Raw genomic sequence first — 16,828 nt, 5'->3', positions numbered from 1 at the left:
TTAATAGCTACCGTGAGTGTTGTTTTCAATTTCACTGATGGTTACTTTGCGCCACATCTTCACATAACACCATGTTGTGTAGATAAGAATAAGTGGTACAAAAATAACCGCAGCAATAAACATCACGTTAAGTGTCATATGGCTCGAAACCGCATCCCACATGGTTAAACTAATATTAGGGTTGTTGCTCGAAGGCATAACAAACGGGAACATTGACATACCCGCAGTGAGTATCACGCCAGCAAGCATTAGGCTTGAAGCGATCAGTGCCATCGCTGGTTTTTGTAATTTAGATAACACTATTGCCAATGCCGCCATAACGAATGCAAGGGCAGGGAACAGCATGGTTAATGGCATTTTTGTATAGTTATCAAGCCATGCACCCGGTGCCTGCTTGACTGTTTTAGCCAGTGGGTTGGCATAGCCTTGAGTATCGCCCATGCTGACGATTGTATAACCATCAAGTTGAGATACCCACACACCTGCTAAAGCAAACAATACAATAAACGCCATCAGTGCATATCGGCCATATTGTGCTGAGCGTTTTGCAACCTCCGCATCAGTACGAAGTTGTAGCCACATACCAGCGTGGCCAACGAGCATAAGTACACTCACAAGGCCTGCAACAATGGCAAATGGATTTAATAGCGCGAAGAATGAGCCTTGGTAGCTAACACGCAGTAGGTCATCAATGTGATAAGGCACACCTTGTAGCAAGTTACCAAATGCCACACCAAATACTAGAGCCGGAATAAAACTACCTGCAAATAGGCCCCAATCCCAGTTATTACGCCAGCGCGGTGAATCTATTTTTGAGCGGTAATCAAAGCCAAGTGGTCTGAAAAATAGCGCAAATAATACCAGCATCATGGCAAAGTAAAAGCCAGAGAACGCAGCCGCGTAGACCATAGGCCAGGCTGCAAAAAGCGCCCCCCCAGCAGTGATGAACCAAACTTGGTTACCATCCCAGTGAGCACCAATGGTGTTAATAACCGTTCGGCGTTCAACATCGGTTTTACCCACTAGGCGAAGCAAAATAGCCACACCCATGTCCATACCATCGGTCACTGCAAAGCCAATCAGTAATACACCAATTAACAGCCACCAAATTAGTTTAAGAGTTTCGTAATCAAAAATCATGATTGAGCTCCTTGGCTTGCAAGACTATCTGCTTTGACAAGTTCATGGTGATATTTACCAGTATGAAGCGAGCTTGGCCCTTGTTTTATAAAGCGCAGCATCAGCCAACCTTCAACCGCAGCAAGACCTGTGTAGAATACTAAGAAACCAGTAATACTAATCAATAGGTCATTGACCGTCAGTGATGAGGTTGCCAAGAAGGTCGGTAAAATTTCCGAAATAGCCCACGGTTGACGGCCGTATTCAGCAACAATCCAACCAAACTCAATAGCAATCCAAGGCAGTGGAATACTCCATACCGCAGCCCACAATAACCAACGCTTTTGCTCAATAATTCGGTGTGCGTTGTAATAAAACGATAAGACAAATACGCCAAGCATGATCACACCACAACCAACCATGATCCTAAATGACCAGAACATTGGGCCCACTTGAGGGATTGAATCTTTCACTGCTTTTTGAATGTGCTCTTCTGTTGCATCAACCACGTTAGGCGTATAGCGCTTAAGTAGCAAACCATAGCCTAAATCAGCTTTTAAGGTATCGAATTTTGCAATGTTTTCAGGAGTGTCTTCACCGCTGCGAAGCTTTTCTAAGTATTCGTATGCAATCATGCCATTACGAATACGCTTTTCATGCTGCTCTTCAAGGTCTTTAATGCCCGTTACTTGCTCGTCAATTGAGCGAGTAGCAATAATACCCAGTGCGTAGGGGATTTTTACAGCGGCGTGAGTGACTTGCTCTTCTGAGTCAGGAATACCTACCAGCGTAAATGCGGCAGGGGCCTCTTCGGTGTGCCACTCAGCTTCAATCGTTGCGAGTTTTACTTTTTGCACCTCGCCAACTTCGTAGCCAGATTCATCACCCAGTAAAATCACACACAAAATAGACGCTAAACCAAACCCTGATGCGACCGAAAATGAGCGTTTGGCAAAAGCAAGGTCACGACCTTTTAAGATGTACCAACTACTAATACCCAGTACAAACATAGATGCTGCAACATAACCAGCTGATACAGTATGAATAAACTTAACTTGTGCAACAGGGTTAAATACTAGTTCAGCAAAGCTGGTCATTTCCATACGCATGGTTTGGTAATTGAATTCAGCACCTACCGGATTTTGCATCCAACCATTTGCGACTAAAATCCATAGTGCAGATAAATTAGTCCCTAATGCCATTAAGAAGGTTGCACCTAGATGCTGACGTTTACTCAAACGCTCCCAGCCTAAAAAGAACATACCCACAAAAGTCGATTCTAAAAAGAAAGCCATTAAGCCTTCAATTGCCAGTGGTGCGCCAAAAATATCGCCCACATAGTGAGAGTAATAAGACCAATTGGTACCAAACTCAAACTCCATAGTTAGACCCGTGGCCACACCAATCGCAAAGTTGATACCAAACAATTTCCCCCAGAACTTAGTCATATCACGATAAATTTCGCGACCAGTCATCACGTAAACGGATTCCATGATCACCAAAATCCACGTCATACCTAAGGTAAGTGGAACAAATAGGAAGTGAAATAGGGCAGTGATTGCAAATTGCAATCGCGATAGATCCACAAATGTTTCATCTATCATCGTTTAGCTCCTTGTTAGCGGGTGCGGTAGACACGACAAAAATAAGTTATAAAGTTTCAGTAATTATTGAAGCTTTGTGAATTCTAACCTTGTATCCATTTTAGTCAATAGAAAAGTACGAAAAAAAGACAGACAGCCTCTGTATATCTTTTCTACAGGTTAGAGATAATGCTCTACACTTTCAAATATTTAATCGTTATAAAAAGCTCATTTACTATGGCTTACTTAGTTAATTTTTATTATTTTTAAGAATCTGACTAATTATCTACCGCTACTTTGAGCGGTAAACTGTGTATAAAGAATCGACGACTTTTTAGCGTAATTTCGATTTCTAGTATTTATTAACTCTGTGACATTTATCCGACTGCTAAAACACGGTAAACTCATTTACATTAGTGCCAAAAGTTGCGAATTATCAACGAATGAAAGAACATACAAAGCCGTTACGTATTGCCTTGGTGGCAGGTGAGTTATCAGGTGATATTTTAGGTGAAGGGTTAATAAAAGCACTTAAACGCCGTTTTCCTGATGCTATTTTTGAGGGGATTGCGGGCCCGCGTATGCAAGCGGCTGGTTGCAATACATTATTCGATATGGACGAATTATCAGTGATGGGCTTAGTCGAAGTGCTTGGCCGATTACCGCGTCTACTCAAAATACGCAAACAATTGGTGCAGCATTTTATCGACAACCCACCGGATGTATTTATTGGCATTGATGCGCCTGATTTTAATTTACGTGTTGAAAAACCGTTAAAAGATGCAGGTATCAAAACGATTCAATATGTTAGTCCATCAGTGTGGGCGTGGCGCGAAAAACGTATACATAAAATCAGTGCGGCTACTAATTTAGTGCTGGCACTATTGCCATTTGAAAAAGCTTTTTACGATAAACACAATGTACCTTGTACATTTGTGGGTCACACATTAGCTGATGATATTGCGCTTGAGCACGACCAAACCGAAGCGCGTAACCAGCTTGGTTTATCACAAACAGATAAAGTACTTGCTTTGTTACCAGGTAGCCGGGGTTCTGAAGTAGGGCTTTTAAGCGAAACCTATATTCAAACAGCAGCGAAATTACAGGCGCAAAATCCTGATCTTAAAATTGTAGTGCCGTTAGTCAATGAAAAACGAAAAGCACAGTTTTGTGAGATTTTAGAAAGAACAGCCCCTGATTTAAAACTGCAATTATTGGATGGTCAATCAAACCTTGCAATGCAAGCTGCTGATGCCATTTTACTTGCCTCAGGTACCGCAACGCTTGAAGGCATGCTGTATAAAAAGCCGATGGTCGTGGGCTACAAAATTAAGCCACTGAGTTATTGGATTTTTAAAACACTATTCACTTTTAACATTAAATATTTTTCGTTGCCTAATTTATTAGCCGATGAAGAACTTGTTCCAGAATACTTACAAACTGAGTGTAATGTTGAAAACTTATCAGCTGCGCTAACACCTATGTTGAATACGGATAACAGCGAATTAAGAGCGCGCTTTTTAGCTATTCATAAAGACATAAGATTAAATGCCAACGAACAAGCTGCAGCTGCAGTCGCGGAGTTACTAAATGCAAATTGAACGACCGAATGTTAATTATATAGCGGGTGTAGATGAAGTTGGCCGTGGCCCATTAGTGGGTGATGTTGTTACCGCTGCGGTAATACTTGATCCGAATAAGCCAATAGCAGGTTTAGCTGATTCTAAAAAGTTAACAGATAAAAAACGCCAATTATTAGCGATAGAAATAAAAGAAAAAGCTCTGTGCTATGCCATTGGCCGTTGCAGCCCAACTGAAATTGACGAGTTAAATATTCTTCATGCCACTATGCTTGCAATGAGCCGTGCGGTTGAAGGCTTAAGTGTAAAGCCTGAGTTTGTTTTTATTGATGGTAATCGTGTGCCTAGCCAGTTAACTGTGCCGGCACAGGCGGTAGTAAAAGGTGACAGCCTCGTTGAAGAGATTTCTGCGGCATCTATTTTAGCGAAAGTTGCCCGTGACGAAGAAATGATTGAGCTTGATAAGCGTTATCCTGACTATGGCTTTGCAGGTCATAAAGGCTATCCAACTAAAGCGCACTTTGCGGCACTCGAACAATACGGGGCAATTGCAGAGCATCGTAAGAGCTTTAAACCTGTTCAGCGCATTTTGGCGTTGAAAGGAGAGCAATTGTAATGCCTGCGCCGCAATTTGTTCACTTACGTGTTCACTCAGATTTCTCAATGGTGGACGGCCTTGCTAAAACCAAGCCGATTGTAGCTAAAGCTGAAGAGTTGCAAATGCCAGCGCTGGCAATCACTGACCAGATGAACTTATGTGGTTTGGTGCGATTTTATGGTGCGGCGCATGGCGCTGGGATTAAGCCTATTGTTGGTGCTGACTTTTGGTTAAGAAGCCCTGAATTTGAGGATGAACCAAGTCGCATTACCATCTTAGCGAAAGATAACGAAGGCTATAAAAACCTTACCTTATTGATCTCTAAAGCGTACCAGCGCGGGCATTTATTTCATCGCCCTGTGGTTGATCGCGAATGGTTGGTAGAGAATAAAAATGGCCTGATTTTATTATCAGGCGCTAAAGATGGCGACTTAGGCAAAGCCCTACTAAAAGGCAACCCTGGCCTTATTGAGTCTGTGGTTAGCTTTTATAAGCAGCACTTTAGCGATCATTATTATATTGAGCTTATTCGTACTGAACGCCCCCTAGAAGAAGATTATCTGCATCTGGCTGTTGAGCTTGCCGCAAAAGAGCAGTTACCTGTGGTGGCAACGAATGAAGTGGTGTTTTTAAAACCAGAAAACTTTGAAGCCCACGAAATCCGAGTGGCAATCCATGACGGATATACCCTAGAAGATAAACGCAGACCAAAACGTTTTTCTGAGCAGCAATATCTAAAAACAGCGGAGCAAATGGCTGAGCTATTTAGCGATATTCCAGAAGCGTTAGAAAACACCGTAGAAATTGCCAAGCGCTGTAATGTAACCGTGCAGCTAGGAACTTACTTCTTACCTGATTACCCAACCGGTTCACTGAAAATTGAAGACTTCTTGGTTAAAGTCTCTGAAGATGGTCTTGAAGAGCGTTTACAGTTTTTATTCCCTGATGAGCAAGAGCGTAAAGAAAAACGGGGTGAGTATGATGAGCGTCTGAAAATAGAGCTCGACGTAATCAACCAAATGGGTTTCCCGGGTTACTTCTTGATCGTAATGGAGTTCATTCAGTGGAGTAAAGATAACAATATTCCAGTAGGTCCAGGACGTGGTTCGGGTGCCGGTTCACTGGTTGCTTATGCACTGAAGATTACCGATCTTGATCCGCTAGAGTTTGACCTACTCTTCGAACGTTTCTTGAACCCTGAGCGTATTTCAATGCCCGATTTCGACGTCGACTTCTGTATGGATAGGCGCGATGAGGTAATTGACCACGTAGCGGCGCTTTATGGCCGTGACGCGGTATCTCAGATCATCACCTTTGGTACCATGGCTGCAAAAGCGGTTATCCGTGACGTAGGCCGTGTACTTGGTCACCCTTACGGCTTTGTTGATCGTATTTCAAAATTAGTACCGGGCGATCCGGGCATGACCTTGGCTAAAGCGTTTGATGTAGAGCCTCGTTTACAAGAAGCCTACGACGGTGATGAAGAGGTAAAAGAGCTTATCGATATGTGTCGCATCCTCGAAGGGTGTACACGTAACGCCGGTAAACACGCTGGTGGTGTTGTAATATCACCAACCACTATCACTGACTTTGCGGCCCTTTATTGTGATGATGAAGGTAAATTCCCGGTTACTCAATTTGATAAAAACGACGTTGAGACGGCGGGCCTAGTTAAGTTTGACTTCTTAGGTTTAAGAACGCTTACCATCTTGCAGTGGGCGCTTGATATGACCAATGAGCGCCTAGCCCGCGAGGGTAAAGAGCCGGTTGATATTAACGCCATTCCACTTGATGACAAGCCAAGTATTGAGTTATTGCTACGCGCCGAAACCACCGCGGTATTCCAGCTCGAATCTCGTGGTATGAAAGATCTTATTCGTCGTCTAAAGCCCGACTGCTTCGAAGATATGATCGCACTGGTGGCACTGTTCCGCCCAGGTCCATTGCAATCAGGCATGGTAGATAACTTTATCGACCGTAAGCACGGCCGAGAAGAAATATCTTACCCAGACGTTCAGTGGCAACATGAAAGCCTAAAGCCTATTCTTGAGCCGACCTACGGTATCATTCTTTATCAAGAACAAGTAATGCAAATTGCGCAGGTACTTGCCGGTTATACCCTTGGTGGCGCTGACATGCTTCGTCGTGCAATGGGTAAGAAAAAGCCTGAAGAGATGGCAAAGCAACGTTCGACTTTTGAAGAAGGCGCTATAAATAATGGCGTTGACGGCGAACTTGCAATGAAAATCTTCGACTTGGTAGAGAAATTCGCGGGTTATGGTTTTAACAAATCGCACTCTGCTGCTTATGCACTGGTGTCGTATCAAACCCTGTGGATGAAGACCCATTATCCAGCTGAGTTTATGGCGGCAGTAATGTCGGCGGATATGGATAACACCGATAAAATTGTTACCTTGGTTGATGAATGTGAAAACATGAAACTGACCTTGTTACCGCCTGATGTAAATGCCGGTGAGTACAAGTTTACTGTTAATCTAAAAGGTGAGATTGTTTATGGCATTGGTGCCATTAAAGGCGTGGGTGAAGCACCGGTTGAAGCTATTTTAGAAGCTCGAAGTGAAGGCGGCCCGTTTAAAGACTTATTTGATTTTTGTGCCAGAGTTGACTTAAAACGCATAAACAAACGCGTGGTCGAAAAACTTATCTATGCAGGCGCACTCGATCAACTTGGTCCAGATAAAACCCAGCCAGGTCGTGCGACCTTATTAGCGAGCTTAAAAGATGCCATGCGAGCGGCAGATCAACATCATAAAGCAGAGTCATTAGGGCAAGCAGATTTGTTTGGTTTATTGGCTACTGAACCAGACGAAGTTGAACAGGCGTTTATCAAAGCGACAGACTTAACTGATAAGCAATGGCTAGACGGTGAAAAAGAGACCTTAGGGCTTTACTTAACTGGCCATCCAATTAACCAGTATCGTAAAGAACTAAAGCATTACACCTCGGGAAGGCTAGTAGACTTGCAGCCCACAAATCGTGATGTGCAGTCAACAGCGGCTGGCCTTGTGATCAATGCCCGAACCTTGATAAATAAAAAGGGAAATCGTTGGGGTCTTATAACTTTAGATGACAAGAGTGCCCGTATTGATGTACGCTTATTCCCAGAACAGTTTGAAATGTACCAAGATATGCTGCAAGTTAACAATATCTTGGTAATATCCGGACAGGTCAGCTTTGATAACTTCTCTGGTGGCATTACAATGACCGCTAGAGACATATGCACCATTGCCGAAGCGCGAGAAAAACGTATAAAAGCGATTAAAATGACGCTGAATATGGTGCAGATCGAGGCAAACTTCTTCGATAATTTACAAAAAGTACTTGAACCTTATAAGTTTGGTACATGTCCTATTAAAGTATTCTATCAACGTCCGGATGCGTTGGCTGAGATTACCTTAGGGACTGAATGGTGTGTTACGCCTAGTGATGACTTAATTCATAAGTTGTCATTGATGGCGGCGCAAGATGTAGAACTAGAATTTAATTAATTAGGTAGTTTAGAGCATGAGCCTCAATTATCTTGATTTTGAGCTTCCAATCGCAGAATTAGAAGCAAAAATTGAAGAATTACAAAATGTAAGCCGCGCTGGCGAATTAGACCTTGGATTAGAAGAGGAAGTCAGTCGATTAAAAGAAAAAAGTGCTGAAATGAAAGAGAAAATTTTCTCTGAATTAGGTGCTTGGCAGGTTTCTCAGTTAGCCCGTCATCCGTTGCGTCCTTATACTCGTGATTACATCGAGCGCATTTTCACGGAGTTTGACGAACTAGCAGGCGACCGTACCTTCGCTAACGACCCAGCTATATTAGGTGGTATTGCACGTTTTGAAGGTCAACCTGTAATGGTTATCGGCCAACAAAAAGGTCGTGACACGGCTGAAAAAATCAAACGCAACTTTGGTATGCCAAAGCCAGAAGGTTACCGTAAAGCATTACGCTTAATGGAAATGGCTGAGCGCTTTAAAATGCCAATTATGACATTTATCGACACACCAGGGGCATACCCAGGTGTTGGTGCTGAAGAGCGTGGTCAAAGTGAGGCTATCGCACGCAATCTTAAAGTAATGGCTGCGTTAAAAGTACCAACGATCTGTACTGTAATTGGTGAAGGTGGTTCAGGTGGTGCACTTGCAATTGGTGTGGGTGACCGCGTTAACATGTTGCAATACAGCACTTACTCTGTGATCTCGCCAGAAGGTTGCGCATCAATCTTATGGAAAAGCGCAGATAAAGCACCATTAGCTGCAGAAGCAATGGGTGTAACCGCAGCACGCGTTAAAGAGCTTGATTTAATCAACAATGTGATTGAAGAGCCTTTAGGTGGTGCGCACCGTAATTACGATGCGATGGCACGTAACCTTAAAAACCAACTTAAACGCGACCTAGCTGAATTACAAGGCCTTTCACTTGATGAAATGCTTGATCAGCGTTACAAGCGTTTAATGTCGTTTGGTTATTGCTAAACACTGCTTAAAATTGAAAAAAGCCGCTTTTGCGGCTTTTTTTGTTTTATAATGCTGATAACACAGACGCTTGTATACTCATTGGTTTTTAATGCAAACATCAGACTTATATCACCATTTTTTAGCACAATTACAGCCGTTGCTGAACGCTGAACACAGCTGCTTTAGTGTTGCCTTATCAGGCGGTGTTGACTCTGTTGTGTTGTTACATTTAATGAACCAAGTTCAAAAGCAGCGCCCAGAGCTTAAGCTTGAAGCTGTGTATGTTAATCATGGTTTGAGTGAGTATGCCGATGAGTGGCAAGGATTTTGTAAGTCACTATGTGAAGAGCTCGGTGTAGCATTTAAAGCGGTGCGCGTTGAAATCCAAGAGCGCTCGCGAACTTCACTCGAGGCACAAGCGCGCGAGGCAAGATACCAAGCTCTTGACGAAAACTGCGAGGTAGGCAGTGTAATACTGCTTGGTCAGCACTTAAATGACCAGCTCGAAACCTTCTTGTTGCGGCTTAAACGCGGCTCAGGCCTGCAAGGCTTAGCATCAATGCCACAAACGCGGTTATTAGCGTCTGGGCGAGTATGTTTTCGACCGCTGATTAATATCACACGTGAGCAAATTGAACAGTTTGCCGTTAAATTTGCCATTAGCCATATCACCGATGACTCAAATATTGATGAGCGCTTTGACCGCAATTTTTTACGTCATCAAGTTTTGCCTATTTTAATGGAGCGTTTTCAAGGATTTGAAAAAAGTGCAGCGCGCAGTATTCGGCTGTTACAACAACAGCAATCGCTGCTCGATGAATATACGCAAAGTGACCTTGCACACTGCCAAAATTCACAGGGTGGTTTAAGCTGCGCGGCAATTGCGGAGTTTAGTAAGCCCAGACAAGCAAATCTTGTGCGTGCGTGGCTAAATCAGTTTACTCATCAACTACCTTCAGAAAATCAGCTACAGCAAATTATTGAACAAGGTTTAACGGCACAAGCTGATGCGCAGCTAAAAATTTGTTTGCAAAGCGGCGATGTTCGTCGTCATCAGCAACATTGGTACTTTGTGACTGAGCAGGCAATACCACAGGCAATGGATATTAACTTACAGCCTATAGAGCTCACTGATGGCCGTAAACTTATCGTTAAGCAGGGGAAGGGCATCAGAAAGCCTTTAAAAAATGAGCAAGTAAGCGTTGAATTTAATAAGCCGCAAGCACGTATAAAACCATTAAAAAAACCCGGCTCAAACACCTTAAAACATTGGTTTAAAGATGCCAAAGTGGCCCCTTGGTTACGTGCGCAAACACCACTTATTTTTTATAACGATCAACTCGTGCAAGTAGTGGGCTATTTCACTAGCGCTGAGCACAGTGTTGAAGATGGAATTTTTTGGGAGATATTCTATGAGTGAACAACCACATGTTGGTTTATCACTAGTTAATAAGGCACCACTAGGTTTGGTGTTGTCACTGTTAGTTGCTGTTATTGCTGGTTTTGTTTATACAGACTTGAGCTTACTGACACTACTTTATGCCTTAGCTGGCGGCCTGTTGTGTTCAGTATTGCTACTAGGATATTGGTCAGGTAAAGGTGGTATATTCTTTATTTTAGGTGTACTTACGCCATTGGCCTTAGTGATGGTATCACCCCTTACCACCATGGCTGCACTGCTCTACTTGTTAAGCGGCTTTTTTGCTGGCTTTTGGCTGGTATTACTTTGCTATAAGTTTAAAGTTAAAAAAGCCTAGCGGGGGATGCTAGGCTTTCTGTTAATTAAAAAGCTCTGGCGCAGTTTCTTCCTGCTGCTTTAGCTTTGTACAGACCTTTATCTGCACGGGCAAATACATCATTTTCGCAATCTTGGTTAGTTGCTAAAGTATAACCAATACTAGAAGTTACGCGGTATTGTGTCATCAAGTTAGACTTTTTCACCAGCCGCATAATTCGCTCTGCAACTACTTTGTTAGTTGTGAATTCTGGGTCGTCAATTAATAGTGCAAACTCGTCGCCACCAAAGCGAAAAATTGAGTCTGTTCCTCTAACACTACTGCATAGTACTTCTGAGAACTCTTGTAAAACATCATCACCAATTTTATGACCGAAACTATCGTTCACTTGTTTGAAATTATCTAAATCAAGCAACATTAGGCTAAATGGTCGGTTTTGGCGACGACAACGTTCAAGCTTTTGCGCCAAACTGTCATTAAATTGACTTCGGTTATTTAAGCCTGTTAGGGCATCTTTCGTTGCCAAACGTAATACGCGGTTATACATAATGGCATTACGAAGTGGATAAACCAGCGCACTGTGTAACTGTTCTAATTTAGCTTCTATGCCTTTACCCATTGGGAATTGGCTAAAGTAAATTAATTGCCCTAAACGCTCACTTTCGATATCTAAATCAAAAGAGTAAGGCGTTTGAGATGTATCACTCCCTGCACTCTGAGACACGCCGAGTGAAGACTGGAACTGTAATCCCGATAAATTAATCAGTTGTTTTGCATGATTAGCAAAAATCGTCAGTATATTCTCAATTGAAAGTGTGGTTTGCAGCTTAGCAATTAAGTCATGTGGATTATTTGTTTCATTTATTCGGTAATGCTCTGCCGAAAACGGCAGAAATTCGCCTCGCGCAGACACTCGCTGCGTCAAAATATGGACATTTTCCATTAAAATTCTCCCCCCGGAGTGTTTAGTTACTCCTACTTAGCGAGATTTGTGCCACTTTTTTAAACTGGCTGAAAAACAAATGGTTGCTATAGTTAAAGAAGGCTACAGCTTTATCATCAAGTAGAAGGGAGTTTATTGCTTGCAAAATGTGCTGATTCAAGTGTTTGGCTTGCTAGTTGCTGCCGTATTATTTGTTTGGTTCTTCAAACGAATTGGCTTACCACCTATTCTTGCGTACCTGGCAACTGGGGTGTTGGCGGGGAGTCACGGTATTGGCTGGATGGCGCAAAGCCATGAAATGCACTTTGTGGCTGAGCTAGGTATTGTGTTTTTATTATTTAGTTTAGGTCTAGAGTTTTCGTTACCCCGTTTAAGGGCTATGCGTAATATCGTTTTCGGCCTTGGCTCATTACAAGTGGTTGTCACCAGCATTGTGTTTATGCTGATTTTGTTGCTGCTTGATTACAGCTTACTAAATAGTTTTACTATTGCCAGCTTAATGGCGCTATCTTCAACCGCAGTGGTTGTAAAGCTACTTAAAGAATCTGGAGAGCTTAACCAACGACGAGGCCAACTTGCCATTGGCGTATTGCTATTCCAAGACATCGCGGTTGTGCCATTACTTATTGTTTATCCACTGCTAGCACAAAGCGGCTCAGAGGAAATTGTAGGCGCATTGGCGTTTGCACTCACTAAAGGCGCATTGGTTTGTGTTTTACTCTTTGCTATAGGTAAGTGGATACTCCCCAAGGTATTTAGCGAAATCGCATTAGTGAGAACCGATGAGCTATTTATGTTAACCACGCTATTGGTTGCATTATTCGCAGCTGGGCTTACATACTTGTTTGGCTTATCAATGGCATTAGGCGCTTTTTTAGCAGGGATGATGTTAGGAGAAAGTCATTACCGTCACCAGCTAGAGGCGGATATTCGGCCATTTCGCGATATTTTAATGGGGCTGTTCTTTGTCACAGTAGGTATGCAGCTTGATGTACTTTATGTGCTTAGTAGTTGGTATTGGATCATCACTGTACTGGTTGGCTTGTTGTTCTTTAAAATAGCGGTGTTATCGATTGCTGCTCAAGTAATGGGTGAGCGTAAGCAAGATGCTGTTTCTGCGGGGATCATGCTTTGGCAAATGGGGGAGTTTGGTTTTGTACTTATTGCCCTTGCTTCGCAGCACCTTTTAATCAGTGCAGAGCAAGCATCGTTTTTAATTGCAGTAGGGGTGCTATCGATGGCACTCACGCCTTATCTTATCGAAAAAACACCGTTAATTATAAAAAAACTCGGCCTTTTAAGTCAAACAGGGCAACATTGGCAGCAACCCGCTGCGAGTAGTCCGTTGTACCATAACCATGTTGTGATCTGTGGGTTTTCACGGGTTGGACAAACCATCGCGCGGTTTTTAAAGCCCGAGGCAATTGAGTACGTAGCAGTAGAGAGTAATCCAATCTTATTGCAAGAAGCAAAAGCCGCTGGCGAGCCTGTTATATTTGGTCATGTAAATCAAAAAGATATTTTAAAGTCAGCTGGGGTAGAGCGAGCAAGGCTAGTGATCATTACCTTTACCGACTTTGAGCAAACACAAATAGTGGTTGATGCCATCAAGCAAATCGCTCCCAAGGTCAAGATTCTTGTGCGTATGCGTGATGATAGTGAACTCGAAACACTAAAAGAACTGGGTGTGACAGAAGTGGTGCCCGAAACCCTTGAGGCAAGCTTGATGCTAGTTTCTCATGTTCTTTATATGTCGGGAGTGCCTATGACTCGCATTATCCGCAGAGTAAGTAAAGAACGTAGTAACCGTTACCAATTTTTAAATGGCTTTTTTACCGGCGACAAGCTCGATGGAGAAGAAGCAAGTTCAGACCGCCTAGAATATTTGCATGTTATTGCTTTACCCGAGCGAGCTTATGCTGTGAACCAAAAAATCAGCGAATTAAAACTTGAACAGCGCCGTGTATCTGTAAGGGCACTTCGTAGGCAAGACCGTGAAATTGACGCTCCATCATCGCAAACTATTTTACTGGCTGGCGACATTTTAGTGCTACAAGGTAAACCGCGCCGAGTAGAGCGAGTAGAGCGGTTTTTGCTGGATGGTTTGGAGTAGCTAATCCAGCTCTAAGAATTTACGAATTTCAGGGAGTTTATTAAGGCCATCTTGGTAGCCAATCTCGATGAGCTTTTGTGTGTAACGCTTCTCAAACAATAAGTAGCTGGTTAAGCTTGATTGCGAGCGTTTTTTTACCCCGATAAGACGTAATAACACTTTAATCGCCATTGGCATATCGTCATAAAACTGTGCGGCAATTACATTAAAGTTCTGTGAGGGGTTAATCACGCAGGTTTCGATTTGCTTTAATTCTTGATGTTTGTCGCGAGCAGGCAACAGGCTCAAGGTTCGGTTGATACGTTGTAAACGCTCTAAATCAGACTGTAAGGTATCGGTAAATACACTGTCGAGTAAGTGACCCGCAATATTTGAAAGTCCTGGGTAGTGTGGTTGATAGCCCGGAGGATGTGGTGCTTTTGGTTCGTCTACACCAATGATAAAAATTTTCTCAGCGCCTAAATGCACAGAAGGGCTCAAGGGCGATAGCTGGTGGATTGAGCCATCACCAAAATAATGGTTATGTACATTCACACTTGGAAAAACCATAGGAATGGCACTTGATGCCATTAAATGCTCTACATTTATACGTGTTGCTTGTCCCTCGCGCTTCGCTCGGCGCCAAGGCTTTTGAGTAAGCGACTGAAAAAACGCCACAGAGTCACCCGTGGTATAACTAGAAGCAGTAATAGACACAGCATCTAAATAATTTTTATGCAGATTTCGCTCAATACGTGATAAATCGAGTATTTCATTGAGCAGTTTTCTAAGCGGCTTGTTATTCAATAAGCTCGCTGGTGGGTGGTTTATATGCTCTGACTGGAAGCTCGTTAGCATATTGCGCAGAATATGCAGAAAAACACTGATGAAGTCGCTTTTATAAACTTGCGAAGTAGAAAAGTTCTTCCATACCCATTCTAGTTTTTTGCTCGCTAAATGAGCACAAGAAGCATAACATGCTAATGCAGCGGAATTAATTGCGCCTGCTGATGTCCCATTAATTATAGTAAACGGTAAAGGGGCAGTACGCGGCATGCTTTGAGTAACTGCTTTTAGCACGCCCACTTGATAAGCAGCACGAGCGCCACCACCTGTAAGTAGTAAGGCGACTTTTGAATGCTGTGTTTTTTTTAACTTAGTACCCATATTTGCATTTAACTAGTTGTGCGTCTTTACTTTATTTATCAACTGTAAGTCTTTAAGCTAGAAGAAGCAAAGTTTAGCTCGCGAGTTACGTTAATTTTCGTCTTTTTGTTTGTTTTTAAAGGGAGTGTGTATGTCTGAGCATTCGTCAGAGCCTACAGTTAAATCAGGTTCATCAAATAATAATCTTATTTTTGCGGTTGTTATATTAATTATTATCGCCGGTGTTGCGGCGTTTATTTTATTGAAACCAGAAGAGCAGCCAGTGCAAGTTGTTGAAGACATTGTCACTGAAGAAGTGCCTGTGGTTGAGTATCAAAACCCTGAGCCTGAACCTGAAACCTCAGAGCCAGAACCAGAGCCAGTTGTGGTTGAAACGGCTCCAGAGCGAACCCCAGAGCCAGTACCAGAGGTAGAGCCACTGCCTACGCTCAATGAAAGCGATGAAGTGGTTGTAGCACGTATGGATGAGTTATTAAGCGATCAAGTGATGAGCTTAATGGTGACCGATGACCTTATTCGTCGCGGTGTTGTGTATGTTGATAATATCGCCAAAGGTAAAGTGGCATTAAGCCATGCGCCTGTTGAGCGCCCTAAAGAGTCATTTAAAGTGATTGAAGGGGATATTTTAACAATCGATCCAAATAGCTATGAGCGTTACACCCCTTACGTAAAACTATTTACTAGTTTAAGTGCTGCACAAGTTATACGTATGTATGACGAATACAAACCGCTGATTAACGAAGCTTATGCTGAAATTGGCTACGAAGGTGATGCATTCACTGGCACGCTAGAAGAGGCGATTGACGTTCTGCTTGATACTCCAGAACCAAAAGGTGAAATGCCGTTAGTACGTAACTCAGTTACTTATCAATATGCTTATTCTGAGTGGGAAAATTTACCTGATGCGCAAAAACAATTGCTGCGTATGGGTCCAGAGAACATGAAAAAAGTAAAAGCAGCTCTGCGCAACATTAAAGCTGAGCTTGAAAAGTAATTAACGAAAATCACTTATTTACTGTGCGATTGTATACTAAGCATGCAATCGCACTTTCTTTTTCGAATACCCCTTGAATAACAGGCTAAAACTAGAGATAATCTCTCCCGCGCCGAACGAGGCTCTCAATGGTAGTCTTATTGGTCCTCTCGCAACACTAGCAGGTGAATCTGGTCAGGCCCGGAAGGGAGCAGCCACAGCGTGTGACGTGTGTGCCGAGATGTGGCTGGTAAGACTGCCACCCAAAATCTTCTTTGGGTGACTTTCTTCATACTTATCTCTTTTTTAAACACGCTTTCGATACCCGCTTTAATTTTCTATTAAATTACACCGATTTATTAGCTGGTATGAATGATGCCTTCTTTCTTACAATTTACTTTAGAACCTAGAACCTAGAACCTAGAACCTAGAACCTAGAACCTAGAACCTAGTACTCTTTCACATATATTTTGATCAGTTGCCCCTACTTAAATTCAGGTAACTGATCTTTTTCAATCAATAATTCAATACTCCTGCTTTTTCCAGTAACTGATGTTATAAATTTCTTCTTCT

Annotated in this window: 12 protein-coding genes and 1 other RNA gene; 9 read left to right on the top strand and 4 right to left on the bottom strand. The window is 42.7% G+C overall.

The annotated features are described in order from the left end of the window. Both cydB and L1267_RS02220 read right to left on the bottom strand, forming a co-directional pair. Positions 1-1,140: a cytochrome d ubiquinol oxidase subunit II gene (gene cydB / locus L1267_RS02225; RefSeq protein WP_235382019.1), complete on the bottom strand. Its 1,140-nt coding sequence runs from the start codon at positions 1,138-1,140 to the stop codon at positions 1-3. Next, a complete protein-coding gene (locus L1267_RS02220; protein ID WP_135924021.1) occupies positions 1,137-2,723 on the bottom strand; it encodes a cytochrome ubiquinol oxidase subunit I in 1,587 nt (528 codons plus the stop codon). The genes cydB and L1267_RS02220 overlap by 4 nt, the downstream gene beginning before the upstream one ends. A 422-nt stretch (positions 2,724-3,145) precedes the next feature. Here L1267_RS02220 and lpxB point away from each other — a divergent pair, with 422 nt between their 5' ends. The 6 genes from lpxB (at position 3,146) to L1267_RS02190 (ending at position 11,101) form a co-directional block, all read left to right on the top strand. Beyond that, positions 3,146-4,303: a lipid-A-disaccharide synthase gene (lpxB, locus tag L1267_RS02215; RefSeq protein WP_235382018.1), complete on the top strand. Its 1,158-nt coding sequence runs from the start codon at positions 3,146-3,148 to the stop codon at positions 4,301-4,303. Then, positions 4,293-4,898 carry a ribonuclease HII gene (rnhB, locus tag L1267_RS02210; protein WP_199525896.1) on the top strand — a complete coding sequence of 202 codons (606 nt, stop codon included), beginning with the start codon at positions 4,293-4,295 and terminating at the stop codon, positions 4,896-4,898. The genes lpxB and rnhB overlap by 11 nt, the downstream gene beginning before the upstream one ends. Further along, complete coding sequence (gene dnaE / locus L1267_RS02205) at positions 4,898-8,389, top strand: DNA polymerase III subunit alpha (protein ID WP_235382017.1); 3,492 nt, start codon at positions 4,898-4,900, stop codon at positions 8,387-8,389. Before rnhB ends, dnaE begins: the two co-directional genes overlap by 1 nt. 16 nt (positions 8,390-8,405) lie before the next feature. Beyond that, positions 8,406-9,362 (top strand): acetyl-CoA carboxylase carboxyl transferase subunit alpha, encoded by a 957-nt coding sequence (gene accA, locus L1267_RS02200; RefSeq protein WP_135924025.1) that lies wholly within the window; start codon positions 8,406-8,408, stop codon positions 9,360-9,362. Between the two features lie 91 nt (positions 9,363-9,453). Next, positions 9,454-10,764: a tRNA lysidine(34) synthetase TilS gene (gene tilS / locus L1267_RS02195; protein ID WP_235382016.1), complete on the top strand. Its 1,311-nt coding sequence runs from the start codon at positions 9,454-9,456 to the stop codon at positions 10,762-10,764. Further along, the gene (locus L1267_RS02190) at positions 10,757-11,101 is read left to right on the top strand and encodes a hypothetical protein (RefSeq protein WP_135924027.1); all 345 of its coding nucleotides are present in this window, start codon (positions 10,757-10,759) and stop codon (positions 11,099-11,101) included. The genes tilS and L1267_RS02190 overlap by 8 nt, the downstream gene beginning before the upstream one ends. A 25-nt stretch (positions 11,102-11,126) precedes the next feature. On the opposite strand, the gene L1267_RS02185 is transcribed toward L1267_RS02190, so the two are convergent. Continuing rightward, positions 11,127-12,023, bottom strand: coding sequence for a GGDEF domain-containing protein (locus tag L1267_RS02185; protein WP_135924028.1), 897 nt, complete (start codon positions 12,021-12,023; stop codon positions 11,127-11,129). Positions 12,024-12,162: 139 nt separating this feature from the next. On the opposite strand from L1267_RS02185, the gene L1267_RS02180 reads away from it, so the two are divergent. Next, entirely contained in the window at positions 12,163-14,136 is a 1,974-nt protein-coding gene (locus L1267_RS02180; protein ID WP_235382015.1) for a monovalent cation:proton antiporter family protein, read from the top strand. Here the strand turns inward: L1267_RS02180 and L1267_RS02175 are convergent, their stop codons facing one another. After that, entirely contained in the window at positions 14,137-15,282 is a 1,146-nt protein-coding gene (locus tag L1267_RS02175) for a patatin-like phospholipase family protein (RefSeq protein WP_135924030.1), read from the bottom strand. Between the two features lie 130 nt (positions 15,283-15,412). Between L1267_RS02175 and L1267_RS02170 the strand changes: the two genes are divergently transcribed. Together L1267_RS02170 and ffs are read left to right on the top strand one after the other, a co-directional pair. Next, the gene (locus tag L1267_RS02170; RefSeq protein ID WP_135924031.1) at positions 15,413-16,276 is read left to right on the top strand and encodes a DUF3014 domain-containing protein; all 864 of its coding nucleotides are present in this window, start codon (positions 15,413-15,415) and stop codon (positions 16,274-16,276) included. Between the two features lie 138 nt (positions 16,277-16,414). Further along, positions 16,415-16,511, top strand: an RNA gene (gene ffs / locus L1267_RS02165) — signal recognition particle sRNA small type. Positions 16,512-16,828 lie beyond the last annotated feature (317 nt).

It is taken from the genome of Pseudoalteromonas sp. OFAV1 (assembly GCF_021532595.1).
GTDB lineage: Bacteria > Pseudomonadota > Gammaproteobacteria > Enterobacterales > Alteromonadaceae > Pseudoalteromonas > Pseudoalteromonas lipolytica_C.
This window is presented reverse-complemented; position numbering and strand designations above follow the sequence as displayed.

What these genes read in the sequence shown, in the direction of transcription:
- L1267_RS02170 (WP_135924031.1), top strand. Translation starts at nt 15,413, where the DNA reads ATGTCTGAGCATTCGTCAGAGCCTACAGTTAAATCAGGTTCATCAAAT.
- L1267_RS02220 (WP_135924021.1), bottom strand. Translation starts at nt 2,723, where the DNA reads ATGATAGATGAAACATTTGTGGATCTATCGCGATTGCAATTTGCAATC.
- L1267_RS02190 (WP_135924027.1), top strand. Translation starts at nt 10,757, where the DNA reads ATGAGTGAACAACCACATGTTGGTTTATCACTAGTTAATAAGGCACCA.
- L1267_RS02175 (WP_135924030.1), bottom strand. Translation starts at nt 15,282, where the DNA reads ATGGGTACTAAGTTAAAAAAAACACAGCATTCAAAAGTCGCCTTACTA.
- cydB (WP_235382019.1), bottom strand. Translation starts at nt 1,140, where the DNA reads ATGATTTTTGATTACGAAACTCTTAAACTAATTTGGTGGCTGTTAATT.
- tilS (WP_235382016.1), top strand. Translation starts at nt 9,454, where the DNA reads ATGCAAACATCAGACTTATATCACCATTTTTTAGCACAATTACAGCCG.
- rnhB (WP_199525896.1), top strand. Translation starts at nt 4,293, where the DNA reads ATGCAAATTGAACGACCGAATGTTAATTATATAGCGGGTGTAGATGAA.
- lpxB (WP_235382018.1), top strand. Translation starts at nt 3,146, where the DNA reads ATGAAAGAACATACAAAGCCGTTACGTATTGCCTTGGTGGCAGGTGAG.
- L1267_RS02185 (WP_135924028.1), bottom strand. Translation starts at nt 12,023, where the DNA reads ATGGAAAATGTCCATATTTTGACGCAGCGAGTGTCTGCGCGAGGCGAA.
- accA (WP_135924025.1), top strand. Translation starts at nt 8,406, where the DNA reads ATGAGCCTCAATTATCTTGATTTTGAGCTTCCAATCGCAGAATTAGAA.
- dnaE (WP_235382017.1), top strand. Translation starts at nt 4,898, where the DNA reads ATGCCTGCGCCGCAATTTGTTCACTTACGTGTTCACTCAGATTTCTCA.